Origin of the sequence: Bartonella sp. DB5-6 (assembly GCF_000278115.1) — a bacterium.
Classification (GTDB): Bacteria; Pseudomonadota; Alphaproteobacteria; order Rhizobiales; family Rhizobiaceae; genus Bartonella; species Bartonella refiksaydamii.
Genome location: NZ_JH725115.1, coordinates 1 through 22,145 on the forward strand (window position 1 = coordinate 1; position 22,145 = coordinate 22,145).

Annotated in this window: 17 protein-coding genes; 5 read left to right on the forward strand and 12 right to left on the reverse strand. The window is 40.4% G+C overall.

What is annotated here, in order from left to right:
* Positions 1 to 316 precede the first annotated feature (316 nt).
* Together cobS and cobT are read left to right on the forward strand one after the other, a co-directional pair.
* Positions 317 to 1,303: a cobaltochelatase subunit CobS gene (cobS, locus tag MCO_RS01395; protein WP_007552137.1), complete on the forward strand. Its 987-nt coding sequence runs from the start codon at positions 317 to 319 to the stop codon at positions 1,301 to 1,303.
* Positions 1,304 to 1,317: 14 nt separating this feature from the next.
* The gene (gene cobT / locus MCO_RS01400) at positions 1,318 to 3,219 is read left to right on the forward strand and encodes a cobaltochelatase subunit CobT (protein ID WP_007552139.1); all 1,902 of its coding nucleotides are present in this window, start codon (positions 1,318 to 1,320) and stop codon (positions 3,217 to 3,219) included.
* Between the two features lie 400 nt (positions 3,220 to 3,619).
* Here the strand turns inward: cobT and MCO_RS01405 are convergent, their stop codons facing one another.
* Together MCO_RS01405 and rpmB are read right to left on the reverse strand one after the other, a co-directional pair.
* Positions 3,620 to 4,306, reverse strand: a complete 687-nt coding sequence (locus tag MCO_RS01405) for a VUT family protein (protein WP_040298596.1) — start codon at positions 4,304 to 4,306, stop codon at positions 3,620 to 3,622.
* Between the two features lie 117 nt (positions 4,307 to 4,423).
* Entirely contained in the window at positions 4,424 to 4,729 is a 306-nt protein-coding gene (gene rpmB, locus MCO_RS01410) for a 50S ribosomal protein L28 (RefSeq protein WP_007552142.1), read from the reverse strand.
* A 276-nt stretch (positions 4,730 to 5,005) separates the two neighbouring features.
* Between rpmB and MCO_RS01415 the strand changes: the two genes are divergently transcribed.
* A complete protein-coding gene (locus tag MCO_RS01415) occupies positions 5,006 to 5,782 on the forward strand; it encodes an SURF1 family protein (protein ID WP_007552143.1) in 777 nt (258 codons plus the stop codon).
* A 293-nt stretch (positions 5,783 to 6,075) separates the two neighbouring features.
* Here MCO_RS01415 and MCO_RS09955 read toward each other — a convergent pair whose 3' ends face one another.
* The 5 genes from MCO_RS09955 to htpX form a co-directional block, all read right to left on the reverse strand.
* The gene (locus MCO_RS09955; RefSeq protein ID WP_007552144.1) at positions 6,076 to 6,228 is read right to left on the reverse strand and encodes a DUF1127 domain-containing protein; all 153 of its coding nucleotides are present in this window, start codon (positions 6,226 to 6,228) and stop codon (positions 6,076 to 6,078) included.
* Between the two features lie 158 nt (positions 6,229 to 6,386).
* Complete coding sequence (gene purH / locus MCO_RS01420; protein ID WP_007552145.1) at positions 6,387 to 8,003, reverse strand: bifunctional phosphoribosylaminoimidazolecarboxamide formyltransferase/IMP cyclohydrolase; 1,617 nt, start codon at positions 8,001 to 8,003, stop codon at positions 6,387 to 6,389.
* Between the two features lie 171 nt (positions 8,004 to 8,174).
* On the reverse strand, positions 8,175 to 9,884 hold the full coding sequence (locus MCO_RS01425; protein WP_007552146.1) for a heparinase II/III family protein: 1,710 nt from the start codon (positions 9,882 to 9,884) through the stop codon (positions 8,175 to 8,177).
* Between the two features lie 63 nt (positions 9,885 to 9,947).
* Positions 9,948 to 11,315 carry an RsmB/NOP family class I SAM-dependent RNA methyltransferase gene (locus tag MCO_RS01430; RefSeq protein ID WP_007552147.1) on the reverse strand — a complete coding sequence of 456 codons (1,368 nt, stop codon included), beginning with the start codon at positions 11,313 to 11,315 and terminating at the stop codon, positions 9,948 to 9,950.
* Between the two features lie 38 nt (positions 11,316 to 11,353).
* Positions 11,354 to 12,397, reverse strand: coding sequence for a zinc metalloprotease HtpX (gene htpX, locus MCO_RS01435; RefSeq protein ID WP_007552148.1), 1,044 nt, complete (start codon positions 12,395 to 12,397; stop codon positions 11,354 to 11,356).
* An 83-nt stretch (positions 12,398 to 12,480) separates the two neighbouring features.
* Here htpX and MCO_RS01440 point away from each other — a divergent pair, with 83 nt between their 5' ends.
* Complete coding sequence (locus MCO_RS01440; protein WP_007552150.1) at positions 12,481 to 12,696, forward strand: DUF1674 domain-containing protein; 216 nt, start codon at positions 12,481 to 12,483, stop codon at positions 12,694 to 12,696.
* 133 nt (positions 12,697 to 12,829) lie between these two features.
* On the opposite strand, the gene rpsP is transcribed toward MCO_RS01440, so the two are convergent.
* The 4 genes from rpsP to MCO_RS01460 all read right to left on the reverse strand — a co-directional run bounded on the left by rpsP (position 12,830) and on the right by MCO_RS01460 (position 16,001).
* Complete coding sequence (gene rpsP / locus MCO_RS01445) at positions 12,830 to 13,192, reverse strand: 30S ribosomal protein S16 (RefSeq protein ID WP_007552152.1); 363 nt, start codon at positions 13,190 to 13,192, stop codon at positions 12,830 to 12,832.
* 16 nt (positions 13,193 to 13,208) lie between these two features.
* The gene (locus MCO_RS01450; protein ID WP_007552153.1) at positions 13,209 to 13,532 is read right to left on the reverse strand and encodes a chorismate mutase; all 324 of its coding nucleotides are present in this window, start codon (positions 13,530 to 13,532) and stop codon (positions 13,209 to 13,211) included.
* A 24-nt stretch (positions 13,533 to 13,556) separates the two neighbouring features.
* Positions 13,557 to 15,128, reverse strand: coding sequence for a signal recognition particle protein (ffh, locus tag MCO_RS01455; protein WP_007552154.1), 1,572 nt, complete (start codon positions 15,126 to 15,128; stop codon positions 13,557 to 13,559).
* A gap of 216 nt (positions 15,129 to 15,344) precedes the next feature.
* Positions 15,345 to 16,001, reverse strand: a complete 657-nt coding sequence (locus tag MCO_RS01460; protein ID WP_040298600.1) for a carbonic anhydrase — start codon at positions 15,999 to 16,001, stop codon at positions 15,345 to 15,347.
* A gap of 253 nt (positions 16,002 to 16,254) precedes the next feature.
* Between MCO_RS01460 and MCO_RS01465 the strand changes: the two genes are divergently transcribed.
* Positions 16,255 to 20,964 (forward strand): NAD-glutamate dehydrogenase, encoded by a 4,710-nt coding sequence (locus MCO_RS01465; protein WP_007552156.1) that lies wholly within the window; start codon positions 16,255 to 16,257, stop codon positions 20,962 to 20,964.
* Here the strand turns inward: MCO_RS01465 and MCO_RS01470 are convergent.
* Complete coding sequence (locus MCO_RS01470; RefSeq protein WP_007552157.1) at positions 20,961 to 21,947, reverse strand: DUF2125 domain-containing protein; 987 nt, start codon at positions 21,945 to 21,947, stop codon at positions 20,961 to 20,963. The genes MCO_RS01465 and MCO_RS01470 overlap by 4 nt on opposite strands.
* Between the last annotated feature and the right edge of the window lie 198 nt (positions 21,948 to 22,145).

Below are 22,145 nucleotides of genomic sequence, written 5' to 3' on the forward strand. Positions count from 1 at the left end.
AAAATGGTCAAATGAATCATGCATAAAAATGTGGATTCCAAAGGGGTTTCATAGAAAATGATTGCATATAACCTCTTGACTTTATTATGTTTTTTATATATAATGTGTATTTTTATTCGGAACTCTCGTTTAAGTAGCAAAACAGTAAATGATCATGACAGATTGATTTATTATTTTCCCACAGGCAGGTTAAAATATCTGCTAAAGTATTTCTTTTCTACTAGGACTCTCATTGTAAAGCATTGCATAAGAGCTCTAACTCTTGTATCGTTCTTAACGAACGAAAATAAATGGCGTCCTTCCTTCCAGAAAAACAATGACAAAAACAAAGCTTCCCGTCGAAAATGTGCCCGATATTACGCTCTGCGCTCGTGATCTGTTTAATATTGATACAGATATGAAAGTGCCCGCTTTTAGCACAAAAACCCCCCACGTTCCTGATGTAGATCCCGATTATCTTTTTGATCAACAAACAACTTTAGCGATTTTAGCAGGTTTCGCATTTAACCGCCGTGTTATGGTTTCTGGCTATCACGGTACAGGTAAATCGACACATATTGAACAAGTTGCTGCACGTCTCAATTGGCCTTGTATCCGAATTAATCTCGACAGTCATGTCAGCCGCATTGATCTGGTAGGAAAAGATGCCATTGTTTTAAAAGACGGCTTACAAATCACTGAATTTAAAGAAGGTATTTTACCATGGGCTTATCAGAACAATATTGCCCTTGTTTTCGATGAATATGATGCAGGTCGTCCCGATGTTATGTTTGTCATCCAACGTGTCCTTGAAGCCTCTGGACGGTTAAGCTTGCTTGATCAAAGCCGTGTCATCACACCTCATCCAGCATTTCGCCTTTTTGCGACCGCAAATACCATTGGTCTTGGCGATACAACAGGGCTTTATCATGGTACACAACAAATTAATCAAGCACAAATGGACCGCTGGTCCATCGTAACGATACTAAATTATTTGCCCCATGATAAAGAAATTGATATCGTTTGTTCAAAAGTAAAGTCTTTTCAGACAACAGAAGGAAAAAAGACAATTTCACAAATGGTTCATGTTGCTGATATGGTACGCCAATCTTTTATCAACGGAGATCTTTCAACAGTCATGAGCCCACGCACCGTCATTACTTGGGCCGAAAATACGACCATTTTTCAAAATGTTGGATTTGCCTTTCGGTTAACTTTTCTCAATAAATGTGATGAACTAGAACATGCTACTGTCGCAGAATTTTATCAACGTGCCTTTGGGCAAGAACTTCCCGAATCACTCATTCATGGTGTTTTGCCTTAAAGGATATGTCAATCATGGCTGCCAAGACTGGCAACAATAGCGAAAATCTCATAAACGATTCTCCCGACAATACTCTTGATACTGAAGCTTTTAAAAAAGCACTTTCCACCTGTATCCGTGCAATTGCTTGCACGCCTAACCTTGAAATTTCCTTTAGCCACAACAGACCCTCGTTAAGCGGAAATGATGCACGCTTACCAGAATTGCCACAACATGCAACAGATAAAGATATAAAAATTACCCGCGGATTAGGAGATTCTATGGCACTACGCAAAGCGTGGCATGACAACAACATCCACACGCAATTCGCACCACTAGAATCAGAAGCACGCGCCATTTTTGATGCTCTTGAGCAAACACGTGTTGAAACAATCGGCACTTTAGCCATGGAGGGAATTGCACAAAACCTTGATGTAATGCTCGCGGATAAATATAAAAGAGCCCATTATCAAAAGATAAGCAGCCAAAGTGAAGCGCCCATACAAGAAGCCATCGCGCTTTTACTCCGCGAAAAAACAACAAAACGCTCTACTCCAAAAGAAGCAGGACCTGTCTTGGAGTTATGGCGTCAAGAAATTGAACAAAAAGCCGCAATAGAACTGAACGAACTGACACATCATATCCATAACCAACATGCTTTTGCACAGATTGTCCGTCGAATGCTTGTTACACTCAAAATTTCAACCAAACTAGAAGAAAATTCTGACAATGAAAACAATAAAAAAATAAAAAACGGCTGTGAACCACAAAACCAAGCAGAAGAAGAAAGCAAAAACAAAAAACACGCTCAGAACAAAGAAAAAGCGACAACTGAACAAGAAAGCGATGTGCAAGACAAAGGAAAAACGCAAGCGACACAATCACACGAAAATGATAAAGCCGAGGAAGAACAAGAAAGAAGCCCTTGGCAGAGAAAATCGAACAAATCTAAACGCTTTTTCACCATTCCAGAACAAATGGAAAAACTTGGCAATTATAAAGTTTTTACCCGTCAATTTGATGAAGTTTTGGAAGCAACAGCTTTTTGTTCTGAAAGCGAATTGGATCGCTTGCGCCATTATCTTGATAAACAAATCAATCATCTCCAAAACATTGTTGGACGCTTAGCAAACCGCTTACAGCGCCGCCTCATGGCACAACAAAATCGTAATTGGAACTTTGACCTTGAGGAAGGGTATCTTGATACAGCACGACTCCCACGCCTTATCATTGATCCCACACAACCACTCTCTTTCAAAATGGAAAGTAAGACGCAATTTCGAGATACCGTTGTTTCACTCCTCATTGATAATTCAGGCTCAATGCGAGGACGGCCAATTACTGTTGCAGCAAGTTGCACGGATATTTTAGCACAAACTCTTGAACGTTGTGGAGTTAAAGTCGAAATTTTAGGCTTTACCACCAAAACTTGGAAAGGAGGAAAATCACGTGAACAATGGCTTACCCAAAACAAACCCAATAACCCAGGACGCCTTAATGATTTATGTCATATCATCTATAAAAGTGCTGATACACCATGGCGTCGCGCACGGCGTAATTTAGGTTTAATGATGCAGGAGGGATTACTGAAAGAAAATATTGATGGTGAAGCATTGATTTGGGCGCATCAACGTCTTTTATCACGGCGTGAACAGCGTCGTATTCTCATGGTTATTTCTGATGGAGCTCCTGTTGACGATTCAACACTGTCCGTTAATTCTAGCAATTATCTTGAAAGGCATTTACGAGCCGTGATTCAAGAAATCCAGACACATTCACCTATAGAACTCATTGCAATTGGGATTGGTCATGACGTTACACGCTATTATCAACACGCTGTAACAATTATGAATGCCGAAGAACTTGCCAATGCTATAACAAAACAATTAGAAACACTTTTTAGCGATAAGAAACTTTATTCTCATAAGAAATTTTAAAAAACTCCTCAATCAGTAACGATTATATTTTGACGTTAAAATATGCGTCTATACAAGCCAGAATCATCACTCTATTTGCCACACCTCAAAAAGTTACAATTGCATTCACATTTAGATCATTCATGAAAAGCATTTTGTGCCCTTTCTCAAACGACTTTTATTCACACATTGGATACAACCGTGACATACGAATGAATGATGATTCATAATAAGAGGACTTGAAAGAGATAGGCCTTATTGTATCCAGAACTCTTATCCAACTTGCAAAAGGATAAGGCATCCTTATAAATCAGTGTGTTATTATAAAAATATTTTTACCAAACATGACTCTAAAACACTACTCTTACAAAACACAACGTATAATCTTTTCAGCTTCAAGAAAATGAGAGAATAAAGATGGTTATTTACGACCAACAAAAGATGAATCATCCTTTGAATAATTTTGATAAAGAGGGATCCCCACAGCGCTAAGGATTGTTCCATAAGGAATCAACATAAGGAGACTCATAACAATTTTTACCGAAAAATCTCCAAAAGCAAGTGAAAGCCATACTGGAATCTCAACCCCCCAAAAAACAATGCTTTCCATGAGTAAACTATTAGCATACCCTGTCATCTGATCGATAAAGGTAAAAAAGCTAGAAAAAGCAAGAGCAAAAAACACAACTGTATCCAACGCTGAACCAACCAACGCTGCTGATAGCGGCGCTTTCCACCACGTTTTACGTCGTAAAGGAGTAAAAACAATAATATCCAAGAGCTGACCAAATAAAAATGCTAAACTAGAAGCAATTGCCAGACGCGGCGTAGCTAGGATCCAAGAAACAAAAACACCAGCAAAAAAACCAGCATAAACCACACGCCGTGCAGCAGATGGACCATAAAAACGATTGGTTAAATCATTAATCAGAAAAGCAATCGGATAGGTAAAAGCACCATAGGTCAAAAGTTCATTCAACCCAAACCAATAGACAGGATACTGAACCAAAACATTAGAAGCAGTAACAGTAAAACACATTGCAAAGATAGAAAAAACTATAAATCTTCTCTCTTGCTGTGCTAACAAAAACCTGCGCTCTGGAAACATTTTTTTACTTTGGTAATGGAATCGATCAAATACAACGACAAAACCGTAGAAAACTGAAAGAATACACTCCTATAGAAAGGAAACAAACAACCCAACAGCGTAATATATCAAAGACAATTACGCTGCTTGCTCAGCCTCTTGTTCAGCTTTTTTCTTAACAATTTGGCGCTTTAACAAGCGCGCACGTTGCGATAACTCTTTATCAGCAGCTTTAACCAAAAAACCATCAAGACCACCGCGGTGCTCAACAGAACGCAAAGCACTTGCCGAAACACGCAAACGGTAACTCTGCTGTAACACTTCGGAAATCAATGTCACATTGCAAAGATTTGGTAAAAAACGACGACGGGTTTTATTGTTTGCATGGCTAACATTATTACCATACAGAACTGTTTTTCCTGTCAATTCGCAGGCACGAGACATAAACTTCACCTTTAAACTCTAAAAAACTTTTCAATCCCAATACCTGCAAAATAGAACGAACAAAAAAACGCACAACACTACCTTGAACGAGTACTATTGGGAAACTGCTTTTCTAATAAGGCGTTGACAACAAAAGGTCAAGCCTTTTGTAAAACCTTTTGCATCCCTTATTGGCTCATTCTTTTATCATTTCCCATAAAAGGCATACAAAATGCTTTTTTTTAATGCTCACCGTGCTAAAAGAACTCTTATCATACTATAAAGGAAGCATCAATCATGAACCAAACAGATCTTTCCATGACAGAGCTTCAACAAAAACACACCAGTTTTTCTTCACTTGTGTTCGGTATTTTATGTATATGTTTTTTTCTTCTCTTTAGTGCATTAGGTGTATGGCAAGTACAACGATTAAATTGGAAAACAAACCTTATCATCAGTGCCAATCAACGTGTCCATTTGCCTCCCATAAAAGCACCACCGCAAGATCAATGGGCGCATACCACTTTTGAAAAAGATGAATATCGCCCTGTCATCATTACGGGAAAATTTTTGACAGATAAAAATATTTTTGTCACTGCCGTTGCTCAAGATACCACGGGCTACTGGGTTTTAACCCCTTTACAAACAGCTGACAACACATTAACCTTTGTGAATCGTGGTTTTATCCCCATGGACGCACGCCATGACTTTCAAAACTCAGAGCAATCACACACAAACATCCCGCATTCTGCCACAGAGATAAAACAAACGACAGTTATAGGTTTGTTACGCATGAGTGAGAAAAATGGTTTTTTTCCACGCAAAAATAATCCTGACACGAACTTATGGTATACGCGCGATCTTCCTGCTATGGCACAAAAGCTTGGCCTATCCACTGTTGCTCCTTATTTCATCGATGCTAGCAAAAAAACAGATACACAAGCAGACCTCCCCATTGGTGGTCTCACTGTCGTACACTTTCAGAACAATCATCTTGTCTATGCTATTACGTGGTTTACCTTAGCTGCAGGTGTTCTAGGAGCCTTTCTTTTCCTGCTACGGCAAAAAAACTAAAAAAGATTAGAGGCTAGATACTCACCTTATAAAACATAACTGTTAAATAGCCTTGCTTTAAAAAGCGTATATTCCACAACAGAACATACCATCACACCATTGTGTTGAGAGTTTTACACACCACTCCCTTTGTTTTTTCAAGAAACAGCACACAGCAAACACCAAGGTAAATACATAAACATCACCCTTACACGCGCCCTCTTTATTTCAGCAAAAACAGAGAGAAAAAACGCCCTCATAAGACACTCTCCCTTACAATAAAATACTCTCTCAAATGCCCCTATAAACAAATTTTAGAAAGATTTACGAGAATAAAGCCGTGCAATTGAATCAATATTACCACGACAAATACCAAGATCATTAAGTTCATATATTGAAAGATGACTCAATGCATTAACTGTCCGACGATAACGACGCCAATTATTATAAAACCGCAGAATACTCATATTTTTTACTCAAATCCTATAATCATTCTCTTCAGAAGATAAGGTAGAGCAAATTACAAAAAAGAGTTGTGCTATAACTTCATAACAGATATGCACCTATGACACGATAAGCTTAACTAAAAATTTATCTCATACGAAAAGATCACCCACGAAAACCGTTAATGACGAAAATGCCGTACACCTGTAAAAACCATGGCTAAACCATGCGCATCGGCAGCGGCAATCACCTCTTCATCACGCATTGATCCCCCCGGTTGAATAACCGCTGTTGCACCTGCTTCAGCAACTGCTAATAAACCGTCTACAAAAGGAAAAAAAGCATCCGACGCAACCACAGACCCTTTCGCAGAAGATTCTGTTAAGCCTGCTCTTTGTGCACTTTCTTCAGCTTTACGCGCAGCGATTTTTGCTGAATCAATACGACTCATTTGTCCCGCACCAATTCCAACTGTTGCGCTATTTTTTGCATAAACAATAGCATTTGATTTGACATGTTTAACTACCCGAAAAGCAAATTGAAGATCACGCATTTCATCTTGACTTGGCACCCGCTTTGTCACCACTTGCAATTTAAGATCATCAACTACCACATTATCACGCGATTGCACTAAAATCCCACCCGCAAGCGTTTTTGCAATCAACCCTCCACAACGAGGATTAGGAACATCACCTGTTACCAGCAAACGGAGATTTTTTTTCCTTGCAATAATTTCACGTGCTGCCATTGTTGCACCAGGAGCAATAATCACTTCCGTGAAAATTTTAACAATCTCTTCCGCACATTCTTCATCAAGAGGTTGATTTAAAGCAACAATTCCCCCAAACGCCGAAACATTATCACATTGTAGAGCTTTCAAATAAGCCTCTTTCAAACTCCGCCCTTCTGCAACACCACAAGGGTTTGAATGCTTAATAAGAGCAACAGCAGCAGTCATTTTAGGATCAAATTCTGCCACAAGCTCAAATGCCGCATCTGTATCATTCATATTGTTATAAGAGAGTGCTTTTCCTTGCAAAAGTTCAGCTGTTGCTACACCAAAACGTTTATCACTATTGCGATAAAATGCCGCCTGTTGATGCGGATTTTCCCCATAGCGCATAACGCTTTCAATATGACCAGAAAAACTTTGCCAAGATGGCATTTCAATTTTTAAATCCTGTGCAAACCATGCCGCTATCGCCGCATCATAAGCAGCAGTATGTTCATAAGCACGCATTGCTAATTGACGTCGTATGGATAAACTTAAACACCCATCATACTTCTTTAATTCAGCGAGAACCAATGCATAATCACGCACCACTGTTACAACACCTGTATAAGCATGATTCTTTGCCGCAGCGCGGATCATTGCCGGTCCACCGATATCAATATTTTCAAGAATTGTTTGCCTATCCGCTCCAGATTGTGAAGTTTTTTCAAAAGGATAAAGATTCACGACCAAAAGATCGATTCCATGGATACCATGTTTCTCCATCGCATCTGCATGGCTAGGATTTTCTCTTACACCTAAGAGAGCACCATGAATTAAGGGATGAAGTGTTTTTACACGTCCATCCATTATTTCCGGAAATCCTGTAACTTCGGCAACATCTTTTACCGGTAAATCAGCAGCCATTAAAGCTTTAGCTGTTCCTCCTGTTGAAATTAATTCAATACCGTAAGCGTGAAGCGCTTTTGCAAATGCAACCACGCCCGTTTTATCAGACACAGAAAGAAGAACACGCCGGACCCGATGAAGATCAGGTATGGGAAAATTTTTTGCAACAACACCCATAACAGGAACCCTAAAAATGAAATGGTTAAAATTCAAACAAAACTGGCTTACATGCATAAAGCCAGTTTATACATTCATAGCACATGCCTTTATCAAAATACACTGAAAGGATAGAATGCTTTTTAATACACTAAAGAATAACTTTCTTTATCAATGTTATAAAAAAGCAAATCATTGCTCTAACGGACAGCGGATAAAACGCCAACGAACCTTTTCCTGAAATGCAGGACGAAAATATAAAACAATCTGTTGTGTGCGTTGTGGTCCTGTTAGTGCAGCAAAATCAATGGAATCTTCAAGACAAATATCAGTGTCAGGCGATATAAAATACCACACTTGCTCATCCCCCACAGCTAAACGCACACGCTTACCATCGTAATTGACTTGAACTTGCGGATGAAGATGAAACCGAACAGCAACATTATTTTGTTCACTTTGATCTATCTTATGTCTCTTGGAAGGCTCCTTGTTTGGCATAAAAAAGCGATCAAAACCCTCGATCATTTCTCCATTTGTCGCTAAAATAAGACCACGTTCATGAACAAGATTAAAAGGCCGCACATAACCATTATGGCTCGCAATAAAACCCGTTTTCTCTGAATCCTCTATACGACGCACTTTAACATCCGTTGGCCCTTCAAGAAGAAATGAAGTGCCACTTCTCTTTTTTTTATGAAAAATCCCCACCGAACAATCATTAACCGTTGCTGTTGAATGTGCAGCAGTGAAACGCCCTAAATGTCGATATTCTTCACGCCCATAAGGATTAACACCCGTGTTGATAATAAAGCGGCTCCCATGTGAAGACATTTCAAAAGACAAACACCCCGAACAAGCGTATTGGGCAGCAGAGCGTGGCGGAAACTTTCCGGTATCCGCAAGCACTGTCGTTTTATTGGCTTGTAGACGTTGAAACCCTGAATAGCGTGCATAACTAAAAGGATGCCCTGCAGTCTCATCAAGCTGTAAAATTGCCAATAAGCGTTCGGGAACAAGAGGACCAACTCCATTAAAATGCGCTAATGTTTGGTCTTCATGAATAAAAAATCGTAAAGCTGGCAACATACGCTCAACAGAATCAATCAAAACACGCGGTGCTGTTTCATTACTACGCATAAAAAGGTGACGTAAAGACAATAAATCCGATAACAAATTGAGTAAAATAATAGGGCTACGCGAAATATGTCCGCCATCGACCAAGATTTGGTGTGAAAGCTCTTCGATGAGAAAGGTTTGCACCTTTTTTTTCATTGCCGCAGAAACAGGCAAAGCAAGAGATGCAAATGTCAAAGCCACTGCTGCTTGTAAACGTTGGTCATTGTTTTCCATACTCGAAATCGTGACACGCAAATAACGAAATTGAAAACCAAGCGCACGCAAAAAGTTTTTCTCAAACCGTTCACTTGCTCCTTGTAATAACATTTTCGAATGACAGATCCACGAAATTAGACGCCGTGCCACAACCGGTGCACTCCAAGCAAGCCCCGTTACCTTTTTGCCACCATGATGAAACCAATCTTCTAAGAGAGAACGCGCATGTGCCACAGCTAAATCACTCTCCGCTGCCGCCATATGCCGCAACCAATGAAAATCATGAAGAGCAGCTTCCCATTCCGATGTTGGTGGAACTAATGAAAAAGGGGAAGCAACACCAGAATGAACAATATGACCGGCAAAAGCAAAACGACCATGATAAAATTCGCGTGCCATCACCGGATCAGCTAAATGCAAATCAACGGGATGTGCTAAAATTTTATGGGGACGAAACCCTGAAAATCGCCAACGAAACAGCGGTCCTACCCATAAACGCCGTATAAATTGGTGTGCCCCATATACCAAATCCGACGTTTTTACTTGAGGTCCTTTTACCGCAATTGCCACAATCTATCTCCATATATGCTGAATCGTGTACAATTTCGGCCATTTTAGTAAATGAACCGTTAATTAAGATACTTTCCGCAAGCGAGCTGCAAAAAAACCATCCATTCCTAAAAACACTTTTTTTTCATCAGTAAAATTTTGGTGACAAAAGTCTGCAGGCGTTGTTCGCAAAGTCCCCGCAAAAGAAAGCAAATGCGCCAGTGCGCCCATTTCCTCCGCACAAATAGGCTCTAAAACAATGTCACCACGTGCCGATAAAACTTTCTCAATGAGATCTTCACCTTCTTCTCTTGCCAATGAACAATTGGAAAAAACAATACGCCCCCCCTTCTTGACCAAAGCAATTGCCGCCAAGAGTAAATCATATTGCAATGCCGCTAATTTGCCAACATCATCTACCGATTTTGTCCATAAAATATCCGGATGACGCCGTATTGTTCCTGTAGAAGAACAAGGGGCATCAAGAAGAACAGCATCAAAAAGCTGTTTGGGATGAAAATTTCTCACATCCCCCTGCCAAGTGCGAACTGAAAAATGAAGCCGTTCCATATTTTCTTTTAAACGCTTTACCCGATTAGCAGACATATCAACCGCTGTCACATTAGCCCCCTGCAAAGCCAATTGTGCTGTTTTTCCTCCCGGACTCGCACAAAGATCAGCAACATTTTTGCCCTGAATATTTCCAAGTAAACAAGCAGGCAACGCTGCAGCAAAATCTTGAACCCACCAAGCCCCTTGCCTATAGCCTGGTAAATCAGAAACAGAACAATCCACATGGCTTAACCGAACCGAACCATTGGGCAAAACAACACCGCCAAGCCGCTTAGCCCATTCAACACTGTCGGATTTAACTGTCAAATCAAGAGGGGGTGGAACACTTTGAATTTCTAAAATCTGTTCAGCCTTTTCTTTTCCATAAGCTGACACTAACAGCTCCCCAAACCACACCGGAATCTCTTCAATGGTAGGAACCTGTTGGCGCAACACATCTGCCTCACGTGCAACATTGCGTAAAAGTGCATTCACCATCGCTGAAAAACGGCGCATACGAGGATCAAGTTTAGCTACACGCACTGCTAAATCAATCGCAGCATGATCAGGAATATCAAGGTAAAGAATCTGTGCCACACTGATATGCAAAAGATGCTGCAATGAAAATGCTTGTGAAGGCAAAGTCCGCACTAAAAAGCGTGATAAAGCAGCTGTAATTTGTCCCCGACGACGCAATGCCGCTGCCAAAATAGCACGACACAGTAAACGATCTCGATGTGAAAACCTTAAATATTGTGGATGTCCATGTTCATTATCCGTTAAACCAGAAAGAGACGCATGCTTATCAAGCACTGCCCCTAAAAGACGCACACACACCTGCCGAACAGCTAATCCCGGAACATTTTTTTCGGACACACGCCCCGCTTTTTCGTGCTTCAAAACGGACACCTCTTTATGTCTTTATCCCCTCAAAAGCTCTATGATCGAGGTTTTTTTGAATCTTCATAACGAAGCCAAGAAGGGCGTTTTGTAACGCGTTGAACAGTATCATTTTCCTGATTACCTGATACACTAGTTTGCGCATTATGATCAAAATCTCCATAATCTATCCCCCTTTTTTCATGCAAACCACCTTCTTTATTCCACCCCATACCTTTGGATATTGCCCCCTTCATCTCCTCTGCTTGTCGACGAAGAGCCGCAATACGATTCGCAGTCGCCGGATGGGTAGAAAAAAGGCTATCGGCCCCTTCCCCGCTCAACGGATTGATAATAAACATATGTGCTGTTGCCGGATTATGCTCTGCTTCCTCATTGTATACTCCACGTCCACCATCGGCAATTTTACGCAATGCCGAAGCCAACCATAAAGGATTACCACATATTTCAGCTCCCCGCCGATCAGCAGCATATTCACGCGTACGACTAATAGCCATTTGCACCAACATTGCCGCAAAAGGCGCCACAAGCAAAGCAATAATGCCCCCAAGCCCCCCACCATGAGAATTTTCTGAAGAATTACGCGTTCCCCCCATAAAAAAAGCGAAATTACCGAGCATAGAAATCGCTCCTGCAATCGTTGCGGTCAGAGTCATTGTTAACGTATCACGGTGCTCAATATGTGCTAGCTCATGCGCCATAACGCCTGCAATTTCCTCCACACTCAATTGCTCTAACAACCCAGTACTCGCAGCAACAGCTGCATTTTGAGGATTACGTCCCGTAGCAAAAGCATTTGGCTGCGCACTCTCAATAACATAAACTTTTGGTTGAGGAAGAGAAGCTTTTTGTACTAAATCGCTCACAATCTTATAATAAACTGGTGAGGAATACTGATTAACTTCACGCGCACCATACATGCGTAAAACGATTTTATCAGAATTCCAATAAGAAAAAAAATTCAAACCACTTGCCATCAATAGAGCAATGATCATGCCACTGCCCCCCCCAACAAGATAACCAACCCCCATAAAAAGAGCGGTCATAAAAGCCAAAAGCATTGCCGTACGCATTATATTCATTACTCAAAAAACTCCATGATAAAAGACAATCATTCCTATATGATGGGGTTTTCTTTCTGCTTCTTCAATGGAATAGGTGTAAAATGGATAAAAAAGACAAGAAAATAAGCACTCAAAATGCAACCGCAGATAAACAACAATCCCTCTCTCCCGCAGCAAAACGCGCCCTAAACGAAGCCGAGGAAAGGCGTAAACATGAAATAAAGGAAGAAAGACCTTTAGAAAATGGTGGACGCGGCGGCAAAGACCCTTCACGTTATGGAGACTGGGAAATTAAAGGCCGCGCCATTGACTTTTAAAAGAGTCATACTGATTTTAGAAAAAACAAACACCTTATCAAATGAAGATCCGTTTTTGATAGACAAAAACGGATAACAATCACTTTTCTCGATAAAAGCTTCTAAAAGCACAATTGATTATTTTTAAAAGCAATCAGGCTTCTGCTGTTGACTCTGCCGCTTCTTCAGCAGCTTGCTTTGCTGCTGCAATACGTTCTTGTGCCTTTTTACCAGGTTCACCTTTGTGTGGATTATTGCGGATTGGACGCTTTTTTAAACCAGCCGCATCCAAAAACCGTAAAACGCGATCTGTTGGCTGTGCACCTTGACCAAGCCAATATTGAATACGTTCTTCGTTCAGCTTCACACGTGGCCCATCTTTAGGCAACATGGGATCCCATGCACCAACACGCTCAAGAAACCGCCCATCACGCGGACTACGAACATCTGCAACCACAATGTGATAGTAAGGACGCTTTTTGGAGCCTCCACGGGACAAACGAATTTTTAATGCCATATTTTATCTCCTATTTTCAGCTCTGGCTTTCGTTTAAATTTACTTGTTTTTGTTCTTCAGCAATCAACTCATGATGATGCACAACCTCTTTAATGATAAACTTCAAAAATCTTTCAGAAAAATCAGGATCGAGATGACTATCTGTAGCCAATTGCCGCAACCGCTCAACTTGTCGCTGCTCACGCAGAGTGTCAACTGTAGGCAAATCATAACGGGCTTTTAAGTGCCCAACAGCTTGCGTACAACGAAAACGCTCTGCCAAAATATGGATCAACGCTGCATCAAAATTATCAATAGAGGTACGTAAACGCGCCAATTCATCCAATATTTTTTCCTGCATGATATTTCCTTCTCTCTTTACATCTTATTTTTTCTTGAGATGCTGAGGAAACAACCCCTTATCAGCAGTGCCATTGGAAAGGCTAGGAAAAACAGGCCCACAACGCCTTGGAAGACCAGGTAAAGCCTTCCCTCCATTACCACTTTCAATCTGTTTTTGAAGTGTTGAGAGCTGCTTTGGATCAAACCCCGATAAATCGGGCAAAGCTTCAGAATCCTTGACAACAGCTCCCATACCACCAAGCCCCATCTTAGAACCAAACCCTCCCAACATTTTTCCCATCAAGCCGCTTTTGCCCTTACCCCCTATGGCTTTGACCATATCAGCCATTTGGCGATGCATTTTCAAAAGCTTATTAATATCAGCAGCACTTGTACCAGAACCCTTAGCAATCCGTTGTTTACGACTATGTTTCAAAACTTCAGGATGAGCACGCTCTAGGGGAGTCATTGACGAAATAATAGCCAATTGACGATTAAACAAACGATCATCAAGTCCCGCAGCAGCAATCTGATCTTTTACCTTACCAAAACCCGGCAACATTCCCATAACTCCGCCCATTCCCCCAAGTTTTTTCATTTTTTGCAATTGTTCTGCAAGGTCATTGAGATCGAATTTTCCAGCCTGCATTTTTTTTGCAAAAGCGGCCGCTTTCTCATGATCCATTGTCTCAGCAGCTTTTTCAACTAAAGAAACAATATCACCCATTCCGAGAATACGATCAGCAATGCGACTAGGATGAAACTCTTCCAAAGCATCTATTTTTTCACCAGTTCCAATTGCTTTAATCGGCTTTCCCGTAATAGCACGCATTGAAAGAGCGGCACCACCGCGGCCATCACTATCCATACGTGTTAAAATAATTCCTGTAATTCCCACACGCTCATCAAAAGAACGCGCAAGGTGAACAGCATCTTGACCTGTAAGACTATCAGCAACCAACATAATTTCATGAGGAAGAGAACACGCTTTAATCGCAGCCAACTCAAGCATCAAAGCTTCATCAATGTGGTTACGTCCTGCCGTATCAAGAATCAAAACATCATAACCGCCTAATTTAGCGGCTTGTACCGCACGTGTTGCAATATCGACGGGAGACTGACCCGCAATAATAGGCAAACTTGCAAGTTTTGCTTGCTCTCCTAATTGGCGGAGTTGTTCCTGTGCCGCAGGTCGGCGTGTATCTAATGACGCCATGAGAACTTTTTTATTATTTTTGTCGGTTAAACGCTTTGCAAGCTTTGCTGTTGTCGTTGTTTTTCCAGAACCTTGCAAACCAATCATCATGATAACAACAGGTGCTGGTGCATTTAAATCACTCAGAACTCCTTCATTTCCAAGAACATTAACCAATTCATCATGAACAATTTTGACAACCATCTGTCCAGGTTTAATTGACTTAACAATTTCGGCCCCAACAGCTTTTTCACGAACCCTATCGGTAAAAGAACGCGCGACATCAAGTGCAACATCAGCGTCCAATAAAGCGCGACGAATTTCGCGCAGGGCCTCTGCTACATCCTGATCCGACAAAGCTCCACGCCCTGTCAAATGAGACAGTATGGAGCCAAGACGCTCTTGTAAGGATTCAAACATTATCTACCTCATTGCTGCATAACACACAAACCAAAGTGGCACCCGAGGACGCACCGCGTTGTCGGATGTTGACCTCTGAGATCTTTTTATACCCTTAAAATGGGGTCTCAGTCAGTGGCTCCAAGTTAATTTTGTACCGAAAGCTCGCTCTTTCAAACAATAAAACCCTAGCTTTGTCAAGATTTATCATACAATATCTTTAAAAGAGAGCAAGCGTTATACTTCAAAGTTCCAAACCTCAACAGGCACAAAACGACCCGTTTCCTGTTCTATATTCCATAATTCACCACTTGAAATATCAAACCAAACCCCATGCAACGTTAAAATACCCTGATCTTTTCTCGCCTTTATCCATGGAAATGTTTCTAAATTCTTCAACGAATGACGAATAGAAAGTTGCTCTAATGCAGTCTGCTGTTCTAACACAGACAACGACTTATTGCCAACAACCTCTTGTGCTGTTGGCGCCAAAAGGCTTATCCATTGACCAATAAAATCATTTGACGATAAAGACTTACATGTCCCCTTAAGAGCAGTGCTAATCCCCCCACAATGCGCATGACCAAAAACAACAATATGCTTAACTTCAAGCAACTGCACCGCATATTCAAGAGCTGCTGATGTTGCGTGATATTGGTTATCAGGAGAAAAAGGAGGAACCAAATTTGCCACGTTACGTATCGTAAAAATTTCGCCTGGCTTAGTATCAAAAACTGTTTCTGGTACTGCGCGCGAATCACAACAAGCAATGACCAAAACCTCAGGTTTTTGCCCCTCAAGCGCCAATTGTTGATAATGTGCTGTTTTATATGAAAAATGATTTTTTATAAAGGATCGGTAACCACTTAAAAGTCTTTCTGGCAAACACATCATTCTTTATTTACTTTCATTTTGTATATTTTTACAAACAAACTATTAACACAAAAAAACACTAAAAATGTCCTTTCATCGACATAATTTTTTAAAATGCCAAATTATTACTTATAAAGTGGAAGAAATAATTTTATTATCTCCAATATAAATAACTATTCCCCGCAAAAAGAAGGTGCTACAGTGCAGAGAATGGTATAACGGCCTATTCTTATAAATAAGAGAGATTGCTAAAAGCAAAAAAGGGAAAAATATTGTGATAAAACAAAAAACATCAGAGATAAAAAGCAATCAAGACAAAATAGAACAAATCCTTTTTGCTCATACTGATAAAGAAGATATTGCTTGTTACGAGAATGAGGAACTCCAAAAAGCCGTAACCACCGCGATTAAAGCCTTTAACCTCCATCAAGCAGGAAAAAGCACCATCTACTTTGAACAAAATTTGACCCGCAACCATAAACCTATAACCGTTGTCACACTTGTCAACGATAACAAACCCTTCCTGCTTGATTCGATTTTAAATATCTTTAATCAGCACAAAAATCATATTTATTTGATTGCACATCCCGTACTTGATTGCGCTTCTGGACAGCGCATCAGCCTCATGCAAATTCATATAGAGCCATTAAACGAACAGCAAATACAAAAACTGCAAAATGAAATCACCTTAGTTCTTGAACAAGTTAATGCAGCTGTACAAGACTGGGAACCTATGCTTAAAGAAGTCGAAAAGCATATCCATGCTTATCAAACAAATCTCCCAGCACACTACAAACAAGAAGGTGAAAAAGCCATTGAATTTCTTAACTGGTTGATGGACCATAATTTTATCTTCCTTGGCATGCGCACTTATAACTTCACCAAAAACCAAGAGCCCACAAAAGCCTTTACAGCCAGCGACGTTGAATTGGGTATTCTCACAGATACCTCTATTCGTATTATTGGTGATGCAAGAGTGGAAGAACCTCCCCAAGAAATCCTCTCTTTTATGGAAAGCGATAACTTGCTTATTGTGACGAAAGCCAACAGCCGTTCAAAAATTCACCGTCTTGTTTGGCTCGATTATATTGGTCTTAAAATCTTTGATAAAGAAGGCAAGTTGTGTGGAGAATTGCGCATTGTAGGGTTATTTACTTCCTCAGCTTATACGCGCTCTATCTTGCAAATCCCTTTTTTAAAAGAAAAAGCAAAAACCATTATTCAACGCCTTGGACACAATCGCGCCGACTATTCTGGAAAAGCACTCATCAGTGTTTTAGAAACATATCCAAGAGATGAAATGTTTCGCTCTGACGTTGATACATTAACAGAAAATGCCAAACTTATCATGCAATTAGACGAACGCCCACGTCTACGAGTGCTCGCCCATATTGATTCTTTTGGGCGTTTTGTTTCTATACTTGTCTATGTTCCCCGTGACCAATATAGCAGCAATATTCGCGAAAAAATTGGTGAATACTTTGTTGAGCTCTACCAAGGTGATTTTTTTGAATCCTATCCACTCTTCTTAGAAAGCACTCTCATCCGTGTTCATTATATCATCCATCGAAAAGGGAGCGAAAGCGCCCCTGTTATTGAGCGCACAGTGCTTGAACAAAATGTTCGTTCCATAGCACGCAGCTGGGAAGACAGTGTTCAAACCATAGCTCTTACCCGTAAAGCAACAGACCAACAAATGCGTTTAGCTAGCCAGTTTCCCAACAGCTATCGTGACTTATTTTCGGCTGAAGATGCAATTGAAGATGCTGGGCATATTTTAAGTCTTCATGATAAAAAACCGCTTTTCGTTACTTTTTATCATACACACAACAAAGAAAAACAAAGCATTTCTCTTCGGCTCTTTCACCGCCATAAAGCATTAGCCCTTTCCAAGCGCGTACCACTTCTTGAAAATATGGGATTTCGGGTCATTGCTGAGCAAACACTTGAATTACCAGACGGCAATGAACACTCCGTATATCTTCATGATATGCAACTAGAGAGCGCCTTCCAACTTTGTATTGATTTCGACAAAAACAGTCAAAAACACGCCGAAACATTCACAGCTATTTGGTCCCAAGATGCTGATAATGATGCCTTTAATGCTTTAACGCAAACCGCTCAATTTGATTGGCATGAAATTGTCATCTTGCGCCATTATGGACGCTATCTCCAACAAGCCGGAATCCCTTATTCACAAGATCGCGTCGCCCAAACTTTAAACGCCTACCCAGACATTACCCAAGATCTTTATACTCTGTTTCATTTGAAATTTCATCAAAGCCATACAGAAAAAGAGCGAAAAAAAAATCAGAAAGTCATTCAACAACGTATTGAAGAAAAACTACAGAAAGTATCAGGCTTAGATGATGATCTCATCTTACGCCGTTATCGTAATCTCATTGATGCAAGTTTACGAACCAATGCCTTTACCCCTCTAGCAAATGGTAGCCCGCGGCGTATTTTAGCAACAAAGTTAGATCCACGCCAAATTGAAGGCTTACCTGAACCGCGTCCTTATCGAGAAATTTTTGTTTATGGACCAGAAGTTGAAGGAGTCCATTTGCGCTTTGGTCCTATCGCCCGCGGTGGAATTCGTTGGTCTGATCGTGCATTAGATTATCGCACTGAAGTGCTAAGCCTAGTCAAAGCCCAACAGGTTAAAAATTCAGTTATCGTTCCCGTTGGTGCAAAAGGTGGATTTTATCCTCATCGTCTTCCCCAAACCAATGACCGTTCTGTAATCATAGAAACCGCACGACAAGCTTATATTGACTTTATCACAGCTTTGCTTTCTATCACCGACAATCTAGTGAACGGTAAAATAAACGCTCCTCACAACATCATCTGCCATGATGACCATGATCCTTATTTTGTTGTTGCTGCCGACAAAGGCACAGCAACCTTTTCTGATACAGCAAACAGCATCAGCCAAGCAAACCACTTTTGGCTCGATGATGCTTTTGCCTCTGGAGGTTCAGCAGGCTATGACCATAAAGCCATTGGGATTACAGCTAAAGGTGCATGGGAAGCAGTTAAAAGACATTTTCGAGAATTGTTTAATCGCGATATTCAAACAACTCCCTTTACCTGTATCGGTGTTGGTGACATGTCTGGCGATGTTTTTGGCAATGGAATGCTCCTTTCCAAACAAACAAAACTTATCGCCGCCTTTGATCACCGCGATATCTTTATTGACCCAGATCCAAACATAGCTGAGAGCTATGCAGAACGTATGCGCCTCTTTCAACTTCCTCGTTCAAGCTGGCAGGATTACGACCATACAAAATTATCAAAGGGTGGTGGCATCTTTTCACGTACAGCAAAGACCATTACTCTCTCACCAGAAGCAGCACAAGCCATTGGCTTTGAACAACAAACGGGAACCCCCTTTGAAATCATTTCTGCACTTCTCAAAGCACCTGTTGATCTTTTATGGTTTGGCGGCATTGGTACCTATATCCGTGCAACAACAGAAACTGATGCACAAGTAGGGGATCGTGCAAATGATGCACTCCGCATTACCGGTGAACAAGTTCGTGCAAAAGTTATTGGTGAGGGTGCTAATCTTGGCGTTACACAACGTGGTCGAATTGAATATGTCTTAAACGGTGGACGATGCAATACGGACGCCATTGATAACTCTGCAGGTGTTAATTGTTCAGATGTTGAAGTCAATATCAAAATTGTTCTCGCATCAGCGCTCCGTGCAAAAACGCTTACCAAAGAAGCACGCAACGAACTCTTGAAAAAAATGACTCCACAAGTTGAACAATTAGTCCTACGCAACAATTATTTGCAACCCCTTGCTCTTTCTTTAGCTGAAAGCCAAAGTATTGCCGATTTGCCTTATCAAATACGTTTTATGCATGATTTGGAACAGAAAAAACTTCTGGATCGTAGAGTTGAGATTCTCCCTGATGAACAAATTTTGCGGCAAAGAATAACACAAGGTCAAGGCCTTATACGTCCGGAACTCGCCGTTATTTTGGCATATGCCAAATTAACTCTAAAAGAAGAAATGGTCCACAGTCCTATTATTGATGATTGTTATTTTGATGCACTCTTGTTGCACTATTTCCCAACTCAAATTCAGACAAACTTTGAGAAAGAAATCATTAATCATCAGTTGCGTCGTAATATTATTGCTACACTGATTGCAAACGATATTGTGAATCGTGGAGGGCCTACTTTTGTTAATCAACTACAAGATGCAACAGAACAAAAGGTTGAAAATATTATTCGTGTTTTCATTGCAATCCGTGACGGTTTTGAAATACCCCAATTATCTGATCAAATTGATAAACTTGATAATAAGATACCTGGTCTTGTCCAAAACAAATTTTACGCAACTATTACTTCAATGCTCTTTGAGACAACAAATTGGGGGTTGCGCAATATGGACCTTTCAACTCCATTAGAAGAACTTGTAAAAACAATAAAGCAAGCCCGTAACATTATTGAAGAACAACTGACACACTCCAACGATAAAGATATTAATCAAAAAATTAAAGAAAAAACGCTCCATTATAGTGAAGAAGGAGCACCAAAATCTTTAGCAAAGCAATTGTCTCTCTTGGAAGCTGCTCCAATAATTTGTGACATTTCTTTGATTGCAAAACAAAGCAACAGCGACCTTATTAAAACAGCAGAAATCTATTTTTCACTGGCTCAAATCATTCGTATAAACCGCATTAATGAAGCAAGTAGAACAATTCCTGTACTTGATTACTATGATAGTATGGCTTTAAACCAAGCCAAAGAAAATATCTCTGAAAGCTTGCGAAAAATTGTTACAAAAATCTTGAAAAATTATGGCTCGAAAGAGGCTTCATTTGCCGCTTGGAACAAAACAAATGAAGAGCAAATTCATAATGTAACAAACCGCATTGCTGCCCTCATTGAAAACGATCTCAATATTTCTCGTTTTACCTTTGCAGCAGGGATGATTGCTCAACTGTACAATACTACCTTTCAAACTTAAAGCGGTGCAAGACGGCCAAGTTTTAAAAATCCTAATTTTGCCCACCCATGGGTAATCAACAAAGGTAGAACTGGGATACCATCTGCATTTTTAGGCATAGCGCCTAAAATAAAAAATAAAGCTTGAAGATTGTTAGCTTGCGTGGGAAATAAACGCTGCATAGTTGTAAGAAGCTCCATATGCTTCACAAAAGCAAGTTCAAATTTTGCTGTCAAATATCCCTCATTATCAAAGGAAAAAGGTCCACTTATACGCAATGTGCCGCCTGTATGAAAAATTAATTCGCCACGCTTTAAAATACCACTTTTTCCATACAAATGCTGCTTCCAACTGTCTTCTCCCTTTTCAAACAGATGAGGTATCTCATTAAGTGCCCATGTCAAGTTGCCATCAATTTTTGGAAAATCAACAAAGTAAGGTGCAAGAAACATAGCAGAATCCAAACTATCAAAAGTAACATGCCCCGATAAGCGATTCTTCTCGTGTTTAACATCAAGCCGTATAAATTCTGCCGTTATTTTTGGGAGCACACTTTTTGGGCTTAATGGATACACAACGGTGTCATCATCATCTCTCAAAGATACCTGATCTTCAACATTTTCTTGTGTTGTCTTTTTATCAGTCGTCTGCGATTTCAATTTACTTTGGAATTTTTGATCCTCAACAGATGTGTTAAGGATGGAAACTTCAAGCCCTTCAGCCATAAGTTTCAATGTTTTACCCGCCTTCCAATAAGGCTCTGTTTCAATTACCAGATTGTGCCAATGTGACATTATAGGAGCTTTTCCAGCAAAAAGAATTGATGCAGGAGAATGAACGTTTAACTCTACCCGCTGTGGTGCATAAATTGGTGCACCAACCGTCAAACGATCCGTTGATAAAGAAAACCCGCGCAAAGGCCAAGCAAATTGAAACTGATCACAAACAACACCAATACGTAACGGATAACCATTCTTGTTCAGATGTCCGCACACCGCTATCATATCCCGCGAAGATGCCTTTGCGAGTATAACGGAAGCACAATCTTCTATTTTACGTGAAAAAAAAACCAGAACGAGCTATAAATGAGTATCAGAATAAGACAAAATATCCCACAAAATAGATAGCTTAAAGAAAGGCTTTTCCGTATTGATTTCAATGAAAAAAACATAGTCAAAATGAAAACTTTCCTTATCTTAAGA

Excerpts from the sequence above, each read along its gene's own strand:
- ffh (WP_007552154.1), bottom strand. The coding sequence starts at position 15,128 with ATGTTTGAATCCTTACAAGAGCGTCTTGGCTCCATACTGTCTCATTTG.
- MCO_RS09955 (WP_007552144.1), bottom strand. The coding sequence starts at position 6,228 with ATGAGTATTCTGCGGTTTTATAATAATTGGCGTCGTTATCGTCGGACA.
- rpmB (WP_007552142.1), bottom strand. The coding sequence starts at position 4,729 with ATGTCTCGTGCCTGCGAATTGACAGGAAAAACAGTTCTGTATGGTAAT.
- cobT (WP_007552139.1), top strand. The coding sequence starts at position 1,318 with ATGGCTGCCAAGACTGGCAACAATAGCGAAAATCTCATAAACGATTCT.
- MCO_RS01415 (WP_007552143.1), top strand. The coding sequence starts at position 5,006 with ATGAACCAAACAGATCTTTCCATGACAGAGCTTCAACAAAAACACACC.
- rpsP (WP_007552152.1), bottom strand. The coding sequence starts at position 13,192 with ATGGCATTAAAAATTCGTTTGTCCCGTGGAGGCTCCAAAAAGCGTCCT.
- MCO_RS01450 (WP_007552153.1), bottom strand. The coding sequence starts at position 13,532 with ATGCAGGAAAAAATATTGGATGAATTGGCGCGTTTACGTACCTCTATT.
- MCO_RS01470 (WP_007552157.1), bottom strand. The coding sequence starts at position 21,947 with ATGATAGCGGTGTGCGGACATCTGAACAAGAATGGTTATCCGTTACGT.
- cobS (WP_007552137.1), top strand. The coding sequence starts at position 317 with ATGACAAAAACAAAGCTTCCCGTCGAAAATGTGCCCGATATTACGCTC.
- MCO_RS01460 (WP_040298600.1), bottom strand. The coding sequence starts at position 16,001 with ATGATGTGTTTGCCAGAAAGACTTTTAAGTGGTTACCGATCCTTTATA.
- htpX (WP_007552148.1), bottom strand. The coding sequence starts at position 12,397 with ATGAATATAATGCGTACGGCAATGCTTTTGGCTTTTATGACCGCTCTT.
- MCO_RS01440 (WP_007552150.1), top strand. The coding sequence starts at position 12,481 with ATGGATAAAAAAGACAAGAAAATAAGCACTCAAAATGCAACCGCAGAT.
- MCO_RS01405 (WP_040298596.1), bottom strand. The coding sequence starts at position 4,306 with ATGTTTCCAGAGCGCAGGTTTTTGTTAGCACAGCAAGAGAGAAGATTT.
- purH (WP_007552145.1), bottom strand. The coding sequence starts at position 8,003 with ATGGGTGTTGTTGCAAAAAATTTTCCCATACCTGATCTTCATCGGGTC.